The 17152-nt window shown below is 32.8% G+C and carries 12 protein-coding genes; 7 read left to right on the top strand and 5 right to left on the bottom strand.

Going from position 1 to position 17152, the window contains the following annotated elements:
• Nucleotides 1-198: 198 nt before the first annotated feature.
• Nucleotides 199-2379 carry an HAD-IIB family hydrolase gene (locus PQ463_RS06810; protein WP_274256916.1) on the bottom strand — a complete coding sequence of 727 codons (2181 nt, stop codon included), beginning with the start codon at nucleotides 2377-2379 and terminating at the stop codon, nucleotides 199-201.
• A 266-nt stretch (nucleotides 2380-2645) separates the two neighbouring features.
• Nucleotides 2646-3545, bottom strand: a complete 900-nt coding sequence (locus PQ463_RS06805) for a carbohydrate kinase family protein (RefSeq protein WP_274256915.1) — start codon at nucleotides 3543-3545, stop codon at nucleotides 2646-2648.
• 335 nt (nucleotides 3546-3880) lie between these two features.
• Between PQ463_RS06805 and PQ463_RS06800 the strand changes: the two genes are divergently transcribed.
• A complete protein-coding gene (locus tag PQ463_RS06800; RefSeq protein WP_274256914.1) occupies nucleotides 3881-6262 on the top strand; it encodes a TonB-dependent receptor in 2382 nt (793 codons plus the stop codon).
• Nucleotides 6263-6319: 57 nt separating this feature from the next.
• Nucleotides 6320-7417 (top strand): PepSY-associated TM helix domain-containing protein, encoded by a 1098-nt coding sequence (locus tag PQ463_RS06795; RefSeq protein ID WP_274256913.1) that lies wholly within the window; start codon nucleotides 6320-6322, stop codon nucleotides 7415-7417.
• A 294-nt stretch (nucleotides 7418-7711) separates the two neighbouring features.
• Here PQ463_RS06795 and PQ463_RS06790 read toward each other — a convergent pair whose 3' ends face one another.
• From PQ463_RS06790 to PQ463_RS06780, 3 genes are all read right to left on the bottom strand, one after another.
• Nucleotides 7712-8521 (bottom strand): SDR family NAD(P)-dependent oxidoreductase, encoded by an 810-nt coding sequence (locus tag PQ463_RS06790; RefSeq protein ID WP_274256912.1) that lies wholly within the window; start codon nucleotides 8519-8521, stop codon nucleotides 7712-7714.
• Nucleotides 8522-8592: 71 nt separating this feature from the next.
• The gene (locus tag PQ463_RS06785) at nucleotides 8593-9180 is read right to left on the bottom strand and encodes a TetR/AcrR family transcriptional regulator (RefSeq protein ID WP_274256911.1); all 588 of its coding nucleotides are present in this window, start codon (nucleotides 9178-9180) and stop codon (nucleotides 8593-8595) included.
• A gap of 169 nt (nucleotides 9181-9349) precedes the next feature.
• Complete coding sequence (locus PQ463_RS06780; protein WP_274256910.1) at nucleotides 9350-11737, bottom strand: TonB-dependent receptor; 2388 nt, start codon at nucleotides 11735-11737, stop codon at nucleotides 9350-9352.
• Between the two features lie 141 nt (nucleotides 11738-11878).
• Between PQ463_RS06780 and PQ463_RS06775 the strand changes: the two genes are divergently transcribed.
• The 5 genes from PQ463_RS06775 (at nucleotide 11879) to aspT (ending at nucleotide 17017) form a co-directional block, all read left to right on the top strand.
• Nucleotides 11879-12901, top strand: coding sequence for a sensor histidine kinase (locus PQ463_RS06775; RefSeq protein WP_274256909.1), 1023 nt, complete (start codon nucleotides 11879-11881; stop codon nucleotides 12899-12901).
• Nucleotides 12898-13596: a LytR/AlgR family response regulator transcription factor gene (locus tag PQ463_RS06770; RefSeq protein WP_274256908.1), complete on the top strand. Its 699-nt coding sequence runs from the start codon at nucleotides 12898-12900 to the stop codon at nucleotides 13594-13596. Before PQ463_RS06775 ends, PQ463_RS06770 begins: the two co-directional genes overlap by 4 nt.
• A 79-nt stretch (nucleotides 13597-13675) precedes the next feature.
• Nucleotides 13676-14719 carry a tetratricopeptide repeat protein gene (locus PQ463_RS06765; RefSeq protein ID WP_274256907.1) on the top strand — a complete coding sequence of 348 codons (1044 nt, stop codon included), beginning with the start codon at nucleotides 13676-13678 and terminating at the stop codon, nucleotides 14717-14719.
• Between the two features lie 18 nt (nucleotides 14720-14737).
• Nucleotides 14738-15148, top strand: a complete 411-nt coding sequence (locus PQ463_RS06760) for a hypothetical protein (protein ID WP_274256906.1) — start codon at nucleotides 14738-14740, stop codon at nucleotides 15146-15148.
• Between the two features lie 192 nt (nucleotides 15149-15340).
• Nucleotides 15341-17017: an aspartate-alanine antiporter gene (gene aspT, locus PQ463_RS06755; RefSeq protein ID WP_274256905.1), complete on the top strand. Its 1677-nt coding sequence runs from the start codon at nucleotides 15341-15343 to the stop codon at nucleotides 17015-17017.
• Nucleotides 17018-17152 lie beyond the last annotated feature (135 nt).

Here is a 17152-nt window from a genome sequence, read left to right as displayed (position 1 = left end):
TATTTATTTTAAACTGTTAGTATATTTTTTTTTGTTTTTAAACACATAGAATCATAGCTTTTCGTTGCGTTAAAAAGGCGTTTCACTTATAATAAAACACATAGCTCTATGTTTTAGAAACTAGTTTCTTTTTTTGCTCTTTTAGTTTAGATTAAAAATCTATGTTTCTATGTGTTTAAAATCTTCAAGCTCAAAAACTTATTTTATGACTTTATAATATTTTAAACCTTCTAAAATTCCTTCTGAAGCCGAAGTTTTGGCTACATAAATGCTTTTTGTTGTTTCATAAGCCATAAGTTCTGCGCTTCGGTTTCCTACAATAATTCCTTTTACGGGACCTCTAAACATGTCGACATCGTTTCCTGAATCTCCTGCGGCAATTACATTGCTTAACGGAATAGACCATTTTCTGCATAAGAACTTAATCGCATTTCCTTTTGATGCTCTTTTAGGAATAAAATCCAAAAATTGTCCGTGACTCGGAATAATATTGACCTTGTACCAGCCTGTTCCTAAAACAGTAATTAATTCGTCATGATTGTATTTTTCTTTTTCGTAGTAATACGAGATTTTATACGGATTTTGAGCTTCTTCTTCCTGAATCCTGATCCATTTAATGGCTTTTAATCTGTTTACAATATCTTCTCTTTTCCATCTTCCAGCGAGGAATTTTGCCCAGCCTTTGTCCAAAATATAATCCTTTCCGTTTGTATAATAGATTTCAGTTCCAACCGAACAAATAATGAAATCGGGTAGGGGAAATTCCTCTTCGTCAATGACTTTTTTTACTAAAGCTAAGTTTCGTCCAGAAGCCATTGCAAAAGCCATTTTATCGGTGCGATTGACAAGGTGAGCTTTTAGTTCTTTTAAACCCGGATTTGCCAGTTTGGGTTCAATCAATGTTCCGTCAATATCTGAAACTAATAAATGATCGATTTTTCGCTTTAATCGGCTAATGTTGATATTGGGATAATGCTGTTTTTTGATTCCTGCTCCAGATGAAAGAGAAAGATTTTCTTTAACCAATTCTACATAATGATTGACATGACTAATCCAGCTATAGTGTTTCTGAATATTGATCGCGCCATTGTTGGAATAGTATTTCCATTGATTTTCATCGGTCAAAATATTTCGGAGCGCTTTTTTAATTTGGCTTTCTTCTTGCGGATTGACTAATTCTCCGTTTTGACAGACCGGAATAATTTCTGACGGCCCACCGTTTTTAGTCACCACAACGGGAAGCCCAGAACTAGCCGATTCGATAACGGTCAAGCCGAAGTTTTCATGCAATGCTAGATTCACAAAAACGCCTCTTTTTTCTGCTGCATAACGATAAATAATAGAAACTTCGTTTTCTACATCATGCTTTTTCGGAATGGCCATTTTTCCGTACAAATCATATTTGTCCATTAAAAGAAGCAAATCGGTTAAAACGTTCTTTTCAGATTCTGGCATTTTGGCAATATCTTTTCGAATACCCGCAAAAATAACCAAATTGGCAATGCTTTGGAGTTCTTTATCTTTTCCGTAAACGTCAATTAAAGTGTTCAAGTTTTTATGGCGATCAGGTCTCGAAAGTGCCAGAATAATAGGCTTGTGCGGATTGGTTAAAAATTTTGATATGCTTTCCTGAACCCAATATTTTCGCTGTATTTCTTCCATGTTTTTCTCAGAATCATTTTCCTGATAGTAATAAGGAACAAATTTTCTGGTATCAATTCCGGGAGAAATGGCGTGGTATTTTCCTAATTCGAAGTTTTTGTAGGCTTTGTAGGTTTCAATTTCCTGTTCGGTCGAAGTGACAATAAATTCAGCAAGTTCTAAGGTTCGCTCTTCAGCAGAAATTCTGGTTTTAAATTTGAATTTTTTTTCAAGTTCTTCTTCTGTTTCTCCGCTTTCAATTAGTTTTTTCTTTTTATAAAATCCTAATGAATGCCCTGTATGAGCAAAAGGAATATTTAATACGGCAGATAATTCGGCTGCGGCATAACCGGCATCTGCATAATGGGAATGAATCCAATCGGGGAAAATATTATGCTGTTTAATGTGCTGCATCGCACCATTTACAAAAAGATCAAGACCTTCCCAAAGCTGTTCTTTGGCTTTGTACTTTTTTCCTAGAAATGGAATTCGCCTTATATCCAATTTATCATTGATAATTTCCACAGGTACTGCATATTCGGGCGAAAGAGCGGAATCGTCTATTAATCTGGTAAAAAGATGAACGTGTTCTACATCTTCATGCTGCGATAAAAATTCGGCTAATTCGTATATGTATTTGGTCTGGCCTCCGTTGTCGGCATCTCGTCCTATTTCTAAACCTGAACCTTTCAAAAGTCCGTGAATATTGATTAGAGAAATTCGTAGTTTTTTCATCATTCTTCCTTAAATTATTTGAATTCACAAGTTACTGCGCCTATATTGATTAGGAAGAAATAATTACATTTTAAATTTACATAGTTCCCATGTTTGAGGAGTGATTTTGATGTTTTAACTATAAAAAGATTGTTTTTAAGCAAAGTTTTTTTCAATTGCCTCCAGCTTTAGTGGGAGGCAATTCATAAACACTAACTTTCTATATTTTATAACAAAACCCGACAGGTTTTTAAAACCTGTCGGGTTTGAGTATCCTATTTAAAGGAATATTAATTTTTATTAATTAAATTCTCAATATCAAATATTGAAATTTTAGGATTTCCACCGGCCGATCCAGCTACTAAAGCGCCAGTTGCACAGGCAAAATTTAGAGCAGCTTGTGGTTCTTTTCCGTTTAAAAGTGAAGTGACCAACGCGCCTAAGAAAGAATCTCCAGCGCCAACAGTATCTTCAACTTTTACGGTATAGCCTTCATTTTCATAAAGATGTTTATCCCACAATAATAAAGCGCCATCTTTTCCTCTTGTAACACAAATTGCTGTAGCATTGGTTAAAGAGCAAATGAAGTTCATGTTTTCCTCTAAAGTGTGGTATGGGGAATCTAAAGCAGCGCTAATTTCCATAATCTCTTCATCATTAAATTTGATGAAATTTGCGGACTGCATTAAATGCTGTAGGATTTCGTAATCATAATGCGGTTTTCGAAGGTTTACATCAAAAACTTTATATGTATGAGTGTTAAGCAATTCTTCTAAAGCTTCTCGTGAAACTTGGTCTCTACAAACCAAGCTTCCGTAAATTAAAACATCTGAATTTACTACTAATTCTCTTGCTTCTTCGTTAAGAATAATCTTGTCCCAAGCCGAAGGATAAAGAATTTCATAAGTAGCCGATTTGCTTTTGTCTAGTGTAACATGTACTAAACCAGTAGGGAAATAATCAGATTTTAGAATAGTATTGGTGTCTAAGCCTAATTTGTTGACTTCATTTATAATAGCTTCTCCATCTGCATCATTTCCTACGCAGCTGATCATATTAGAATCAACGCCTAAGGCTTTCATGCGCAGCGCAACATTCAAAGGCGCTCCGCCAATTTTTTTTTCATTACCAAAAATATCCCAAAGTACTTCTCCGAAAGCGACAGCTTTTAGTTTTTTGTCGTTGCTCATTTTAATTTTTTCTTGTTTTCAAAACATTGAATCCGATGATTAGTGGTTCATCTGATTCCATAAAAATAAAAAAGAATAACGGCTTGTGCAACCTACTTTTTAAATCAAGTGAACTTTCAGACTTATAAATGGCTGAAAATTAACTTGTAAATAGCAAGCAAAATCGTGATTTAATTTGTTTTGTAAAATTGGATTTTCTGCCTGTTTATTGAAACATTTGTTTTTTAAGCGGGTTTTTAATTATTTTTTAAGAAAGTTTTAATCTTTTGCTAAGAAGTCAGTTCTCGTTTATATATTTGTAACCAGTCTAAATAAGGATAAATTACAGATTTTATATGAAAACAATTTTCAAAACACTTAAAAACAATATTTTATGTCGAGTGTTTACTGCCTTTTTGATTCTTTTTTTATGTTCAGAAACGGCTTTTTCTCAATCAACTGTTGGTACAATTTCAGGTAAGGCTGTTGTTAAAGACGGAAATTATTTACAAGGTGCAACCGTTAAAATTTCAGAATTAAATAAAACTACCGTAACCGATTCTGATGGTACGTATCAATTAAAAAATATTCCTTTTGGAACTTATTTGGTTGAAATAAAATCAAACGGTTATGAGTCTTCTCCAGCTTCAGTTATCATTGATCAGAACAACACAGAAGTTACGCTTGATTTTGAACTGGCTTATACTTCGCAAAAATTAGAAGAAGTAATTGTAAGTTCTGGAGGAAACCGATTTGCGAGAAAAGAAAGTGAAGAGGTTTCTAAAATGAAACTGAAAAACATGGAAAATCCGCAGGTTTATACTATTGTGAGCAAGGAATTAATGAAAGAGCAAGTTATAACAGATTATAACAGCGCTTTTAAAAATGTTCCAGGTGCAGGTATTGCCGAAGTTAGAAATCAAGGAAGAACAACCAATATTTCTAGAGGTTTTGCTACGCCACAATTGGTAAGAAATGGTGTTGGAAGTTTTACCTATAACTCAATCGATCCTTCAAATTTAGAGCGTATTGAGGTAATCAAAGGGCCATCGGCAACTTTGTTTGGAAGCACGATTTCTTCTTTTGGAGGATTGTTTAACAGAGTAACCAAAAAGCCATTTAATTTCTTTAAAGGAGAAGTTTCTTTTTCGGCAGGTGATTGGGATTTGAATCGTTTAACGGCAGACATTAACACCCCTTTGAATGAAGACAAAACAGCTCTTTTCAGAATCAATACGGCTTTGCATAGCGAAAGAAGTTTTCAGGATGCTGGATTCAACAAAAGCTTTTTTATTGCGCCAAGTTTCTCTTATGAAGTAAATGAGAGATTGACTTTATTGATTGATGCTGAGTTTAGCGCTTCAAAAGCAACTTCGCCAACACGATTGACGCCTTACACAAAAGCAGACGCTACCGCACATAGCATTGAAGAATTAGGAATTCCATATAATCTTTCATTTGCTAATAATACAGTAAACTACACAGGTCAGCAATATAATATTTTTGCACAGTTGAAATATAAAATTTCAGACCAATGGACTTCACAAACTATCGTTTCGCGTACACGATCTTCATCTGAAGGATATGTTGTGGCTTTGACAATGTTAAGTAATGAAACATTGAGACAGCAAGTTACCAATCAGGATTATCCTTATTATGGAACTGATATTCAGCAGAATTTTAACGGAGATTTTAAAATCGGAAAATTGCGTAATAGAGTAGTAGCAGGATTTGATTTTTACAGCCTTCGTGCCACACGTAATGATGCAATAGTAAACATGCCGGCACTTAATTTTAGAAAGCCTGGAGATGCTTACAACAATTTTACTCTAAATAAAATTGAGCCTTTATTTGCAAATGCTACATACACTAATATGGTGTCAAACAACGAAAGAACATATAGTGCTTACGTTTCTGATGTGTTAAATGTTACCGATAGATTATTGGTAATGGGAGGTGTTAGAGCCGATCGTTATATTAATAAAGGAGTATATTACCCAAGCCGTGATTCTATTGCAGGAAACTATAATCAGACGGCATTTTCTCCTAGATTTGGAGCGGTTTACCAAGTGGTTAAAGATAAAGTTTCAGTTTTCGGAAATTACATGAACGGATTCAACAATGTGGGCGGATCTGATTTTTACGGAAATACTTTCAAGCCTAATCAGGCGAATCAGTTAGAAGGGGGAGTTAAACTTGACTTTAATAAAATCAGTGCGACTTTCAGTTATTATGATATAAAAGTAACCAATGTAACGCGTGATGATCCAGACCACGTAAACTTCCAGATTCAAGACGGAACGCAATTGAGCAAAGGTTTTGAAGCAGAATTAATTGCCAATCCGATTAAAGGTTTAAACATCGTGGCTGGCTATACGTATAATGATAGTGAATACACAAAAGCAAATCCGAGTATTAATGGTTTAAGACCTACAACTGCAGGTTCGCCAACAACTGCCAATCTTTGGGCAAGTTACAGATTAACCGAAGGAGCGGCTTCTGGTCTTGGATTTGGTTTTGGAGGAATTTATGGAAGTGAGTATTATCAAACGAATACTTCAACGTTTAAATTTACGATTCCTTCTTACACGGTTTTAGACGCTTCTGTTTTTTATGACAGACCAAAATTTAGGTTAGGTTTAAAAGTAGATAATCTTACCAACGAAAAATATTGGTCATATCGTTTAGCGGCTCAAAACCCAACGAGAGTTACAGGAAATATTACCTTTAAATTCTAACAGTTACGATTCGTCAATTACAATGATATTATCTACATTTGGATTTTACTGCAAATTATGACCAAAGGTTTTAAAAAGACTATCAGACAAATACATTTGTGGCTCGGTTTAGCATCGGGCCTCATTGTTTTTATAGTGAGTATTACGGGTTTTCTTTATGTTTTTGAAGAAGAAATTCGTGATTTTAGCAACAAAGAATATCTGCATGTTCCCGTTCAGGAAAAGCCATTTATAGGGTTAAAAACTATAATTGAAAACTATGAACGTCTTGAGCCTAAACAGAAAATAACGGCTTTAAAAATAGAAAAAGAAGAACCCAATGCGACAGTTCAAATTTCTACCAAAAAGAAAAAGACCTATTTTTTCAATCCGTACGATGGAACTTTAATAAACCAACAAGGAGCAGACTGGCTGAATACTGTACTAGAAATACATCGCACTTTGTTGTTAGGAGAAGTTGGCGAATTTATACAAGGCTGGTCGGTTGTGATTTTTATCGTTATGCTGATAACAGGATTAATTTTATGGTTTCCAAAACAGAGACGTCAGCTTAAGCAATCCTTAAAGATAAAATGGAGTGGCTCGTCTAAAAGAATCAATTTTGACCTGCATCAGGTTTTAGGATTTTATGCTTCAATTTTTCTGCTTTTAATTGCTTTTTCGGGAACGTATTTCAAATATGATGCGGTTAAAAAAGGAGTTAGTTTAGTAACGGGAAGCAAACTTAGAAAAGGTGACGAAGTGGTTTCTAACGCTAAAATAGATTCGACTACAATTCCTGTTCGTTATAATAATATCTACGAAAATGCAAATGCAAAATATCCAGGTGCAACTTCGGTTTCATTTTCAATTAGAAAAACAGGTGAACTTCGTTTAAGAATGACGTATCCGAATGATTGGGCTAGAAATCAAAACACGCTTTTCTTTGACGGAAAAACAGGGCAGATGCTTCGTACCAAATTATATAAAGACAACAACGCCGCAGATGTTTATGAAGCAAGTAATCACGACTTGCATACAGGAGTTTTCTTTGGTTTTACAGGAAAAATAATCTGGAGTTTAGTAAGTTTGATTGGAGCTTCTTTGCCTATAACCGGATTTATAATTTGGTGGAAGAAAGGGAAGAAGTCTAAGAAGAAAAAGGTTAAAGCATAAAAACCATTTTATGTAAAATGTAAAAAGCGCAAAATTATATTTGCGCTTTTTGTTTTTGGATATATATTGCCGTGTTCCATAGGAACATTTCGTTGGTAGAAACCGATGATTTTGTCATTAGTTTTACGTTCCGTAGGAACGTTTGGTTTTTATCATTTTTTATGGTGACGCATATCAAACGTTCCTACGGAACGTCAATATGACTGTTGATTTTTTTTTTTTCTACCAACCAAACATTCCTACGGAATGATAACTTTGTTTTGAAATTATCTTTTTTGTTAAATCACCAATTAATTAACCATGCGCTTCAACAGAAACATCGTTCCATTTTTCCCAGCTTTCTAATCTTTGATCATAGCTTTGTTTAACAAATGGAAACGCCACTTTTCCTAATAACAATCTCAAAGGCGGATTTTCATTTTCTACTAATTTCACCACTATTGGAGCAGTTGCTTCAACTTTTCCAAAAATGTTTTCTCTTTCAGCCAGAGCTTTTTTGATGTTATCATATGCAGGAATACTTTCACTACTAATTCCGGTATGCCAGATATTAGATTCATATCCATTTGGTTCCAATAAAGTAACGTTAATTCCAAATTGTTTTACTTCAGAAGCCAATGTTTCGCTTAAACCTTCAACAGCAAATTTAGAAGCGCTGTAAAGTCCCATTTCTGTTGGTAAAGTTGCCAATCCTAAAATCGAAGAAACTTGAATAATATGACCATTTTTTTGTTCTCTCATAATTGGCAGAACGGCTTGTGTTAACCATAATGTCCCAAAGAAATTGGTTTCAAACTGTTCTCTCGCTTCTTTTTCGCTAGCTTCCTCAACTGCACCTGTAAGCGCATAACCGGCATTGTTGATCAAAACATCAATTGTTCCAAAATGTTCTTTTACTGTTTGAACCACTTGTAAAGATTCCTCACGATTATTAACATCAAGTTTTAATGGTAAGATTGTACTTCCGTATTTCTCTTTTAAATCGTTTAATGTTTCTAGATTTCTAGCTGTTGCAGCTACATTGTATCCTTTAGCTAAAAAGGCTTCTGTCCAAGCTCTTCCAAATCCTTTTGAAGCTCCTGTAATTAAAATTGTTTTTGACATGGTAATTATTTTTATAATTAATTAATTAATTTTTAAAAATGACCAATCGGTCATTTTTAGGGTAAAAAAAATTATATCAATTTTTCAGATATAATTTTTTTAAGCGTTTTTTCTATTGTTTTCATGTTTTCGTTATTGCCAGACACTCGAGACATTAAATGTCCGCCTTCAAGCATAGCAAAAAGTGTAATGGCAAATTCTGAAGCATTCCAGTCAGGTTGAAATTCTTTATTAGCAATTCCTTTTTCTATAATCGAAGTTAAAAGAACCTGTCCTCGTTTGATGGCGGTGTTTACTTTTTCTTTTACAATCGGGTTTGTATCGTCAGCTTCCGTTCCAAAGTTTAGCAGAGGACATCCGCCAATTACTGGTGGATTGATTGGATTGCTAAAAAAATCTATATAAGCAAAAAGCTGTTCTTTGGCACTTTTACCTTCTCTAAGTGCATTTTCAAGTTTAGAGCTTAGTATTTTCATGTTATGATCTACAGCAGCGCAGGCCAAAACATCTTTGTTTTCAAAATGCACATACATACTTCCTTTAGACAATTTAGTTGCCTCCATAATATCGCTCATAGAAGTGGCTGCAATTCCTTTTGTATTAAAAATAGGAGCTGCTTTTTCTATAATAAATTGTCTGGTTTCTTCACCTTTTGTCATGATAGATTGTATTTAACGATGCAAATATATGACCGATTGGTCATAAAAACAAAAGAATAATGATTTTTTTATGTATTTGATTGTTTTTGAAAGAGATAAAAGAGCTTTGAACATTTGGAAAAGGCAATGTTTAAAGCTCCTTTGCCTAAATTTAATTTATTGTAAAAAACTAATTCGCTCTATTTCTTTCCTCTTCATTTCCAAAATTTCTTTCTTTAGATTTTACATTTTGGTTTCCGAATTTATAACTCAAAGCAATTCTAAAAGCTCTAGAATCACCATAGTTTTTCATTGTATTTTTAATTCCGTTTGAATAATAAGAGATAAATGGTTTTTGAGCATTCAATAGATCTTCTCCTGTTAAAGTGATTGAAAGATTCTTTTTTAAGGCTAGAAATTTCACCGAAACATCTAAAATATTCAAAGTTGAAATATTAAAAACCTGATAGCGTCCTGGCAATTGCAAACCATAATTTAAACCAAGAAAAAGAGTTTTCGATTGATTTACTGTAAAATCGTTATTGCTGTAAATATAACCGTTGTAACCATCTACAGACGCAATTAAATTGGTTCTTGATTTTACATTTTGATAGTTTAAATTGAATCCCATGAAACTGTTCCACCAAGTATATTTATTGAAATTGTAGTATGTTGAAAGACCTATTTGGTAAGTGTCAGCATAGTTGATGGGGGTGCTTTTTGTGATATTTGTTTGAGGATCAATAATGGCTAATTGTTGTCCAAAATTTGAAACCTGAGAAAAATAGATTGTATTTACCCATTTTTGATTTCGAATATAAGAAAACTCAAAATTGTCAATAATAGAAGGCTTCAAAAACGGATTCCCTTCAGAATAATAAAATGGACTGGTTCTAATGACAAACGGATTCAAATAATCAAAATCTGGTCTGCGGATTCTTCGGCTGTAGTTTAGTGAATAGGTATTATTATCATTTGCATTGTAAGTCAAATAAGCTGTTGGAAACAATTTAATATAATTGTTTTTATTAGTTTGGTTTAGATTTTCAGAATAGCCTTCTGTTTGTGTAGCTTCGGTTCTTAAGCCAATTTGCGTTTCCCATTTCTCGTTCAATTTTTTGTTTGCAGAAAAATAGATTGCTTCATTGTATTCTTTGTAAGTGAAAATATTTGAAGAATCAGTATTCAAGATTGGAGTTCCAGTTTCGTTGTCAAAAACGGTCAAATTATTTTTGTTATTGGTATAAAATCCTTTTCCGCCAAAGCTGATATTCGCCCAAGAATAAGGAAGAGAAACATCGATTTTTGCTGAGTAATTTTTCAATCGGTTTAAGTTAGAATTGATTGCCGCGAAATAAGTTCCTGATATATTTTGTTTCTCATTATCCATTTCATTGCCCGAAAACACACGAGAATCGTCTTTTTGATAGTTGAAATAATCTAAATCTACAGTAATGTTTTTGCCTTCATTATTTAATGTAAAAACATTATTCCAATTTATAGAATTCATTTGAGGTTTGTTCTGTGCATTTACATCAGACAAAATATAAGAGTTGATTTCGCCAGAAGTATTATATCGAGTTGTCAGCGGATTATTTGCTGAATTTCTCTCATTAAAACTTCCTAAATATTTTATTCCAGAAGTCCATTTCTCCGTTAATTTATAGTCGGCACCAAAACCAATGCTCAATAAATTTGTTTTTGACTTAGCTGCAATATCTTGTTTCCAAAGTTCGTTTGGGTAATAAATTCTATTATCAGAAGTGGTGAAAAACTGATCTTTTCCTTTATTAATAGAAACTTGAAGTGATAGTTTATTGTAATTGTAGATAAATAATCCGCTTATGTTTCCGCTTGCATAACTTCTTTGCACATAGGTAGTTCCGAGATTTGCTGACCAAGAATTCGCCTTAGCTGTTTTCAATTTAATGTTAATTAAACCGCTGTTTCCTTCTGCTTCGTATTTTGCTGGAGGCGTTGTAATTACCTCGATACTTTTAATATTATCAGCAGGAATCGATCTTAAAAATGCAGATAAATCTTCTTGAGTCATTTTGTTCAAACGATCATCAATCATAACCAGAACTTCTCCTTTTCCAACAATAGAAATGGTTTCGTTTTGAACTCTAACCGTTGGTGTAGATTTTAAAGCGTCCAAAGCAGTTCCACCAGTTGCAACAACAGAATTTTCGACATTAAAAACCAGTCGATCCACTTTTTGTTCTACCAGTTTTTTTCTTGAATTAATGGTTACGCCGTCTAATTGTACTAATTCTTTCACCTCAATTATTCCTAAATCAAGATCTTGATGTACGATTATTTCTTTGGCATAGAATTCAGTTCCAAATTGTTCTATAATTAACTTATAGTTCCCTTTTTCAGTATTTAAAATAAAATTACCTAAACTATCAGTCGAAGCTTGCTGATACAACGTTTTGTCGGTTTTTAATAAAGTTGCTGTCGCAAATTCTATAGGTGTTTTGTTTTGATTTATGATTTTTCCTTTTAAAGAAAATTGCTGGGCAAACGCGTTAATTTGAAATAGAAATAAAATTGATACTAAAATGATTCTGTTCATGGTTTTGATTTTAATTACAGGACAAAACTGTTAGAATTAAAACCCGAAAACCACTTTTATCGACAAACCCCTTCGATTAATCTGCAAACCTGTTAAAATGCTTTTTACTGAATGTATATCTTTGTTTTAAAAATATACCGAATGTATAAAGGAACCATTACCAAAAGGCTAGAATGTTTAATTCATATTATTTATTGGCTTTTAATTTCATATTTCACTTTCGTGAAAAATCCGATTGGAGCACGATTTTCTGTACCCGATCTATTTCTTTGTACTTATTTTATTGTTTTCATTATTACATTTTATTTCCATTATTTGATCGTAATGAAAACGGTTTTCAAAGCTTTTAACTGGAAAAGACTTTTTGCTGGAGCTTTTGTTTCGTATCTCGTTTTTACTTTTCTAAGGTTTGTTTTAGAGCAAATTATAACCAAATTATTATTTGATAGAGTAAATTATACCAATGTCAATTTTCTGAGTTATATGCTCGACAATTTGCATTATAGCAGTATGGCCATTATCTTGAGTTCTTTTCTTTGGTTTGTGATTTATTCGATTCGTCTTTTAGAATATAACAAGGTTATTTTAGAAGAAAATAAGAATACCGAAATTAAATTCTTGAAAGCGCAGATTAATCCGCACTTTGTATTTAATACTTTAAATAACATTTACTCAATGGTTTATTTTCAATCAGATAAGTCGTTGACTGCAATTGACAAGTTGAGCCAGATTATGCGTTTTACGACTTATGAATCGCAGAAAGAAAAGATCAAACTTTCAGACGAAGTTGCGTATATAAAAGCGTATATTGAACTCGAACAATTGAGACATCAGGATAATGTTCGGGTTGATTTTAATGTCGAAGTGAAAAATGAATTTGAAGAAATTCCGCCATATATTTTGTCTCCTTTGGTAGAAAATGCTTTAAAACATGGAGAAGTTTCAGACTCAGAACCAATAGAAATTCAGCTAAAAGTCTCTTCTGAAAAATTGATTTTTAAAGTGAAAAATAAAATCGGAACGCAGAAAAAAGATAGTTTGGGCGGAATTGGTTTAGATAATTTGCAAAAGCGTTTACAGATTCATTATCCCGAAAAACACCAAATTAAAATTACTAAAGAAGAAAACCATTTTACAGCCGAACTTGAAATAGATTTAAAATGAATAAAAAAATAAACTGCATTATTCTGGATGACGAACCTTTTGCCGTAAAACTCATTGCCGATTATGCTTCTAAAATTTCAAGATTGAATGTTTTATACGCTGACAGTGATGTTTTTAAAGCAATCGAAGTTCTAAATACAGAATCGGTTGATTTGATTTTTATTGATATTCAGATGCCACAATTAACGGGAATCGAATTAATGCAAATGTTCAATCAGAAGTATAATTTTATCATTACTTCGGCTTATCCGCAGTATGCTCTAGAAGCATTTCAGTTTCATGTAATTGATTATTTATTAAAACCCATTACGTTTAATCGATTCTATCAAAGTGTTGAGAAATTTATTCGCTGGCAAGAAACTTTTCAAGTTCCAGAAAAAACTGGAGATGATTATCTATTCGTAAAAGCGGACCGAAAGCATTATAAAATTGCTCTAAACGATATTTTATATATTGAAGGATTACGAGATTATATTCGTATTCATACCCATGATGAAAAAATCATGGCTTTAGAAAACATGAAGGATATTTTAGAAAAACTCCCATCAAATCAATTTATCAGAATTCACCGTTCATATATTATTCCAAAAGATAAAATAAAGGTGATTGACGGAAATCAGATTGTAATGAAAAGCGGAAATGCTTTGCCAATAGGAGAGACGTATAGGAAGTTGGTGAGTGATTGGTTGGTGTAACATATTTGTTATGCATTAATTCAGTTGAACAATTAATTTAGTATGTTTATCCTTTAGAAAAACTATCTATAAAATTTAAATGAAAAAACTTTTCCTTTTATTAAGCTTTCTTTTTTTTAATATAAATTATGGACAAATTAATCTTTCAGCAATAGAAGGGTACTGGATAAAGTATAAAGGAGAATTGAAAGATGGTAGTGATCTATCTGACGGATTTACAGAAGATTCAGGTTACATGGAATTTAGGATCAGTCAAGGAAAATTATGTATCAATTCCAATCCAGTTCATAAAGTAAATGAGAGCTGTTTGGATTTTAAATTGATTAAAAATTTTATGAAAACATCCCAATATTCTGGATTTGTAATTGAAAAAGTAACGAAAGATTCTTTAATATTATGCGAGAAAATTGATGGATTGACTGATGATAAACTTAAAAGATCCTATTTTGTTAGACAAGAAGTCATAATTTCAAAATTCAAAGAAGAGAATAAGAATGAGAAAAATATAGTTGCATCAAAATTATTTTCGCCAAAAACAAATGGCACTATTGAAATAGATTTAAACAAAGCTTTTAAAAATAATTATTCAAATTTTGAGTTAGTTGGAAACTTGAAGATTTATCCTGATAAGAAAAGGATAAAAACAGAAATTACATTTTCAACACAAAAGGACTCATCAAGGATAAGATTGGTAAAAAAGGTCATTGATGGTTCTTTTGAAAAATGGAATTTAAAAGATTTAAAAGATTATGAATCAATAGAAATTCCGTTTGTTCTAAAAAGTGAAATTACAAAAACATTTTGGGGAATTTCGGTAATATTTTTTACAACGGATTTAACTGAATTTGATAGAATCTATGGCGTGAAAATGGAAGATATTAGAAAATCATCAGATTACTTTAATAAAGGATTAATTGCTTATGAAGAGAAAAAATATTTAGAATCTATTGCATATTTTTCAGAATCATACAAATTTAATTCCAAGAATATAGACGCTTTATATAACAAAGCTGCGATATATTTTGAAGCTGGAGATAAAGAGAATGCTTGTAAAGTATGGCTAGAAATTTCTGTACTTGGTCAAACAGAAGGAAAACAATTATTCTTAAAAAACTGTGAGTAATTTTAAATAGATCGACTTATGAAATGGTATATTATTATTTTAATTTTCTTGCTATTTTCTTGTGATAAGAAGAACAGCAATGATAAAGTTGTAATTTCAGACGATAATTCAGCTAGTTATTTTCGAAGAAAACTCGAGAATAAAAAACTTAAGGACAGTTTGGATTATCTTGTTATGAGTAAGGGAGATACTTTGGCTTACAATGAATTAAAAGCTATCCATTATATTGGAGAACACAAATTTACAGGTTTCTTGTATTACGCCTTAATAATGTCAAACAAGTATAATTATAAAGTGGCTTCTTTTGATGTTTATGATATTTTAACAACTAATGAGAAATATTTAGATAAAGAAACAAGAAGAATGGCAGATGAATATTTGCTAAAAAGCAAACGATCTAATCCAAATCCCACCATAACTAAGCGTTGATCTCCCAATTTAACTCGTGAACATAAATTTAAGTGCGAGCGTAACACTCGAACAAGGATATCTAAATCTGATGTAATATACGCGACTATTTTTTTTATTTTTAGCAAGACACTTGTAATTTGTTGTTTATAAATGTTTTAAGTATAATGTATTCTTTTTTTGATTAAATTTATCTAAAAAAGAGAACGCAATATGGTTACAGCTATACTTAGAGAACATCCTGAACTGGCACTTTTTTTATGCTTGTCTCTTGGATTCTTAATCGGACGCATTAAAATTGGGACATTTAAAATTGGAGTAGTATTAGGGACTTTATTTGCTGGAGTGCTAATTGGTCAGTTAGATATTAAAATTCCTGGTATTGTAAAAACTATTTTTTTTGATTTTTTTCTGTTTTCTACAGGATATAAAGTTGGCCCACAATTTTTTCAAGGTTTTAAAAAGAATGCCTTTCCGCAATTACTGCTTACTTTGGTGATTTGCTTATCGTGCCTTTTAGTAGCATATTCGGTCTCTACTTTTTTAGGTTATGATATAGGAACTGCAGCTGGATTATTAGCAGGGGCTTTTTCTGAATCAACTGTGATTGGTACCGCTTCAGATGCTATCAGCCACTTAAATCTTGCTGATGCAGAAAAAACCAGATTAATCAATAATATTCCGGTAGCCTATTCTGTAACTTATCTAGTAGGAGCAGCATCTTTTGTTTTTTTTCTGACGGGAATTGCTCCAAAATTGCTTGGTATTAATTTAGTTGAAGAAAGTAATAAACTGGCAGAAACCATTTCGGGTGAAACTGAATATGGCCCAGGAATGAAAAGTGCTTATCAGAGATGGATTATTCGGGCGTATAGAATAACCAATGAGAAGTGGATCGGGATCAGTATAAGTGATTTTGAAAAATTAATTTCTAACAAAAATATTGTTATTCAAAGGATACGCCATAAAAATCAATTGCTAGACCCCAAACCTGATACAATAATTTATAAAGATGATGTACTGGTTATTATGGCACAGCACGGAATCATTTTAGACAGTCTCTTTTCTATTGGACCAGAAGTCCTGGATGAAGAATTATTGAATTTTCCGTTAGCACATCTGGATGTTACGATTACCAATAAAGCAATTGAAGGAATGACGGTAAAGTCTCTTCGAAAAAGCAGTTTCTATCATGGGTTAATGTTAAATAAAATAACGAGAGAAAATCATGAGATACCTCTTGAGTCGAGGACGGTTTTAAATAGAGGTGATATTTTGAATCTTTCAGGCCGACCTGCGAAACTGGAAGAAGCAGCGAAAGAAATAGGTTATTTGGATCGTCTAAGTCCAGAAACGGATATTATTTTTGTTGGTTTGGGTATTGTCCTTGGTGGACTTTTGGGTTTGCTTTCGGTAACTTTATTTGGAGTTTCAGTAACTTTAACAACAAGCGGGGGCGCGTTGGTTATGGGACTGATTTTTGGTTGGTTGCATTCGAGAACTCCAGTTTTTGGTAGAATTCCAGAACCCGCCTTGTGGATATTTGACAATGTTGGTCTTGCAGCGTTTATCGGACTTGTTGGTCTAGCTGCTGGCCCAAGTTTTATTTCGGGTCTTAAAGAAACCGGTTTTGGTATTTTGCTTGCCGGTGTAGCTGTTGCTTTAATTCCTCATATCATCGGATTGTATTTTGGAAGATATGTATTAAAAATAAACCCTCTTATCTTACTTGGCGCACAAACAGGTGCAGGTACCTCAACAATCGGATTAAAAGCTGTTCAAGATGCATCAGGGAGTAAGTTTCCTGTTTTAGGCTACACTATTCCGTATGCATTAGCAAATATATTATTGACCGCTTTTGGGCCAATACTTGTGGGAATGATGTCTTAATAGCAATAAATCGAATGTGATACTATAGTTAAAGTTTATCTTAAACAGCCTTCGGGCTGTTTTTTTATGATTTATAGCAGCCTTTTTTTCGAGCTGGACTAAAAATTATAAGCGATTAAAAATAACGTTTTGCTT

Origin of the sequence: Flavobacterium sp. KACC 22763 (assembly GCF_028736155.1) — a bacterium.
Classification (GTDB): domain Bacteria; phylum Bacteroidota; class Bacteroidia; order Flavobacteriales; family Flavobacteriaceae; genus Flavobacterium.
This window is presented reverse-complemented; position numbering and strand designations above follow the sequence as displayed.

Coding starts and splice junctions, on each gene's coding strand:
- PQ463_RS06810 (WP_274256916.1), bottom strand. CDS start 2,379: ATGATGAAAAAACTACGAATTTCTCTAATCAATATTCACGGACTTTTG.
- PQ463_RS06805 (WP_274256915.1), bottom strand. CDS start 3,545: ATGAGCAACGACAAAAAACTAAAAGCTGTCGCTTTCGGAGAAGTACTT.
- PQ463_RS06800 (WP_274256914.1), top strand. CDS start 3,881: ATGAAAACAATTTTCAAAACACTTAAAAACAATATTTTATGTCGAGTG.
- PQ463_RS06795 (WP_274256913.1), top strand. CDS start 6,320: ATGACCAAAGGTTTTAAAAAGACTATCAGACAAATACATTTGTGGCTC.
- PQ463_RS06790 (WP_274256912.1), bottom strand. CDS start 8,521: ATGTCAAAAACAATTTTAATTACAGGAGCTTCAAAAGGATTTGGAAGA.
- PQ463_RS06785 (WP_274256911.1), bottom strand. CDS start 9,180: ATGACAAAAGGTGAAGAAACCAGACAATTTATTATAGAAAAAGCAGCT.
- PQ463_RS06780 (WP_274256910.1), bottom strand. CDS start 11,737: ATGAACAGAATCATTTTAGTATCAATTTTATTTCTATTTCAAATTAAC.
- PQ463_RS06775 (WP_274256909.1), top strand. CDS start 11,879: ATGTATAAAGGAACCATTACCAAAAGGCTAGAATGTTTAATTCATATT.
- PQ463_RS06770 (WP_274256908.1), top strand. CDS start 12,898: ATGAATAAAAAAATAAACTGCATTATTCTGGATGACGAACCTTTTGCC.
- PQ463_RS06765 (WP_274256907.1), top strand. CDS start 13,676: ATGAAAAAACTTTTCCTTTTATTAAGCTTTCTTTTTTTTAATATAAAT.
- PQ463_RS06760 (WP_274256906.1), top strand. CDS start 14,738: ATGAAATGGTATATTATTATTTTAATTTTCTTGCTATTTTCTTGTGAT.
- aspT (WP_274256905.1), top strand. CDS start 15,341: ATGGTTACAGCTATACTTAGAGAACATCCTGAACTGGCACTTTTTTTA.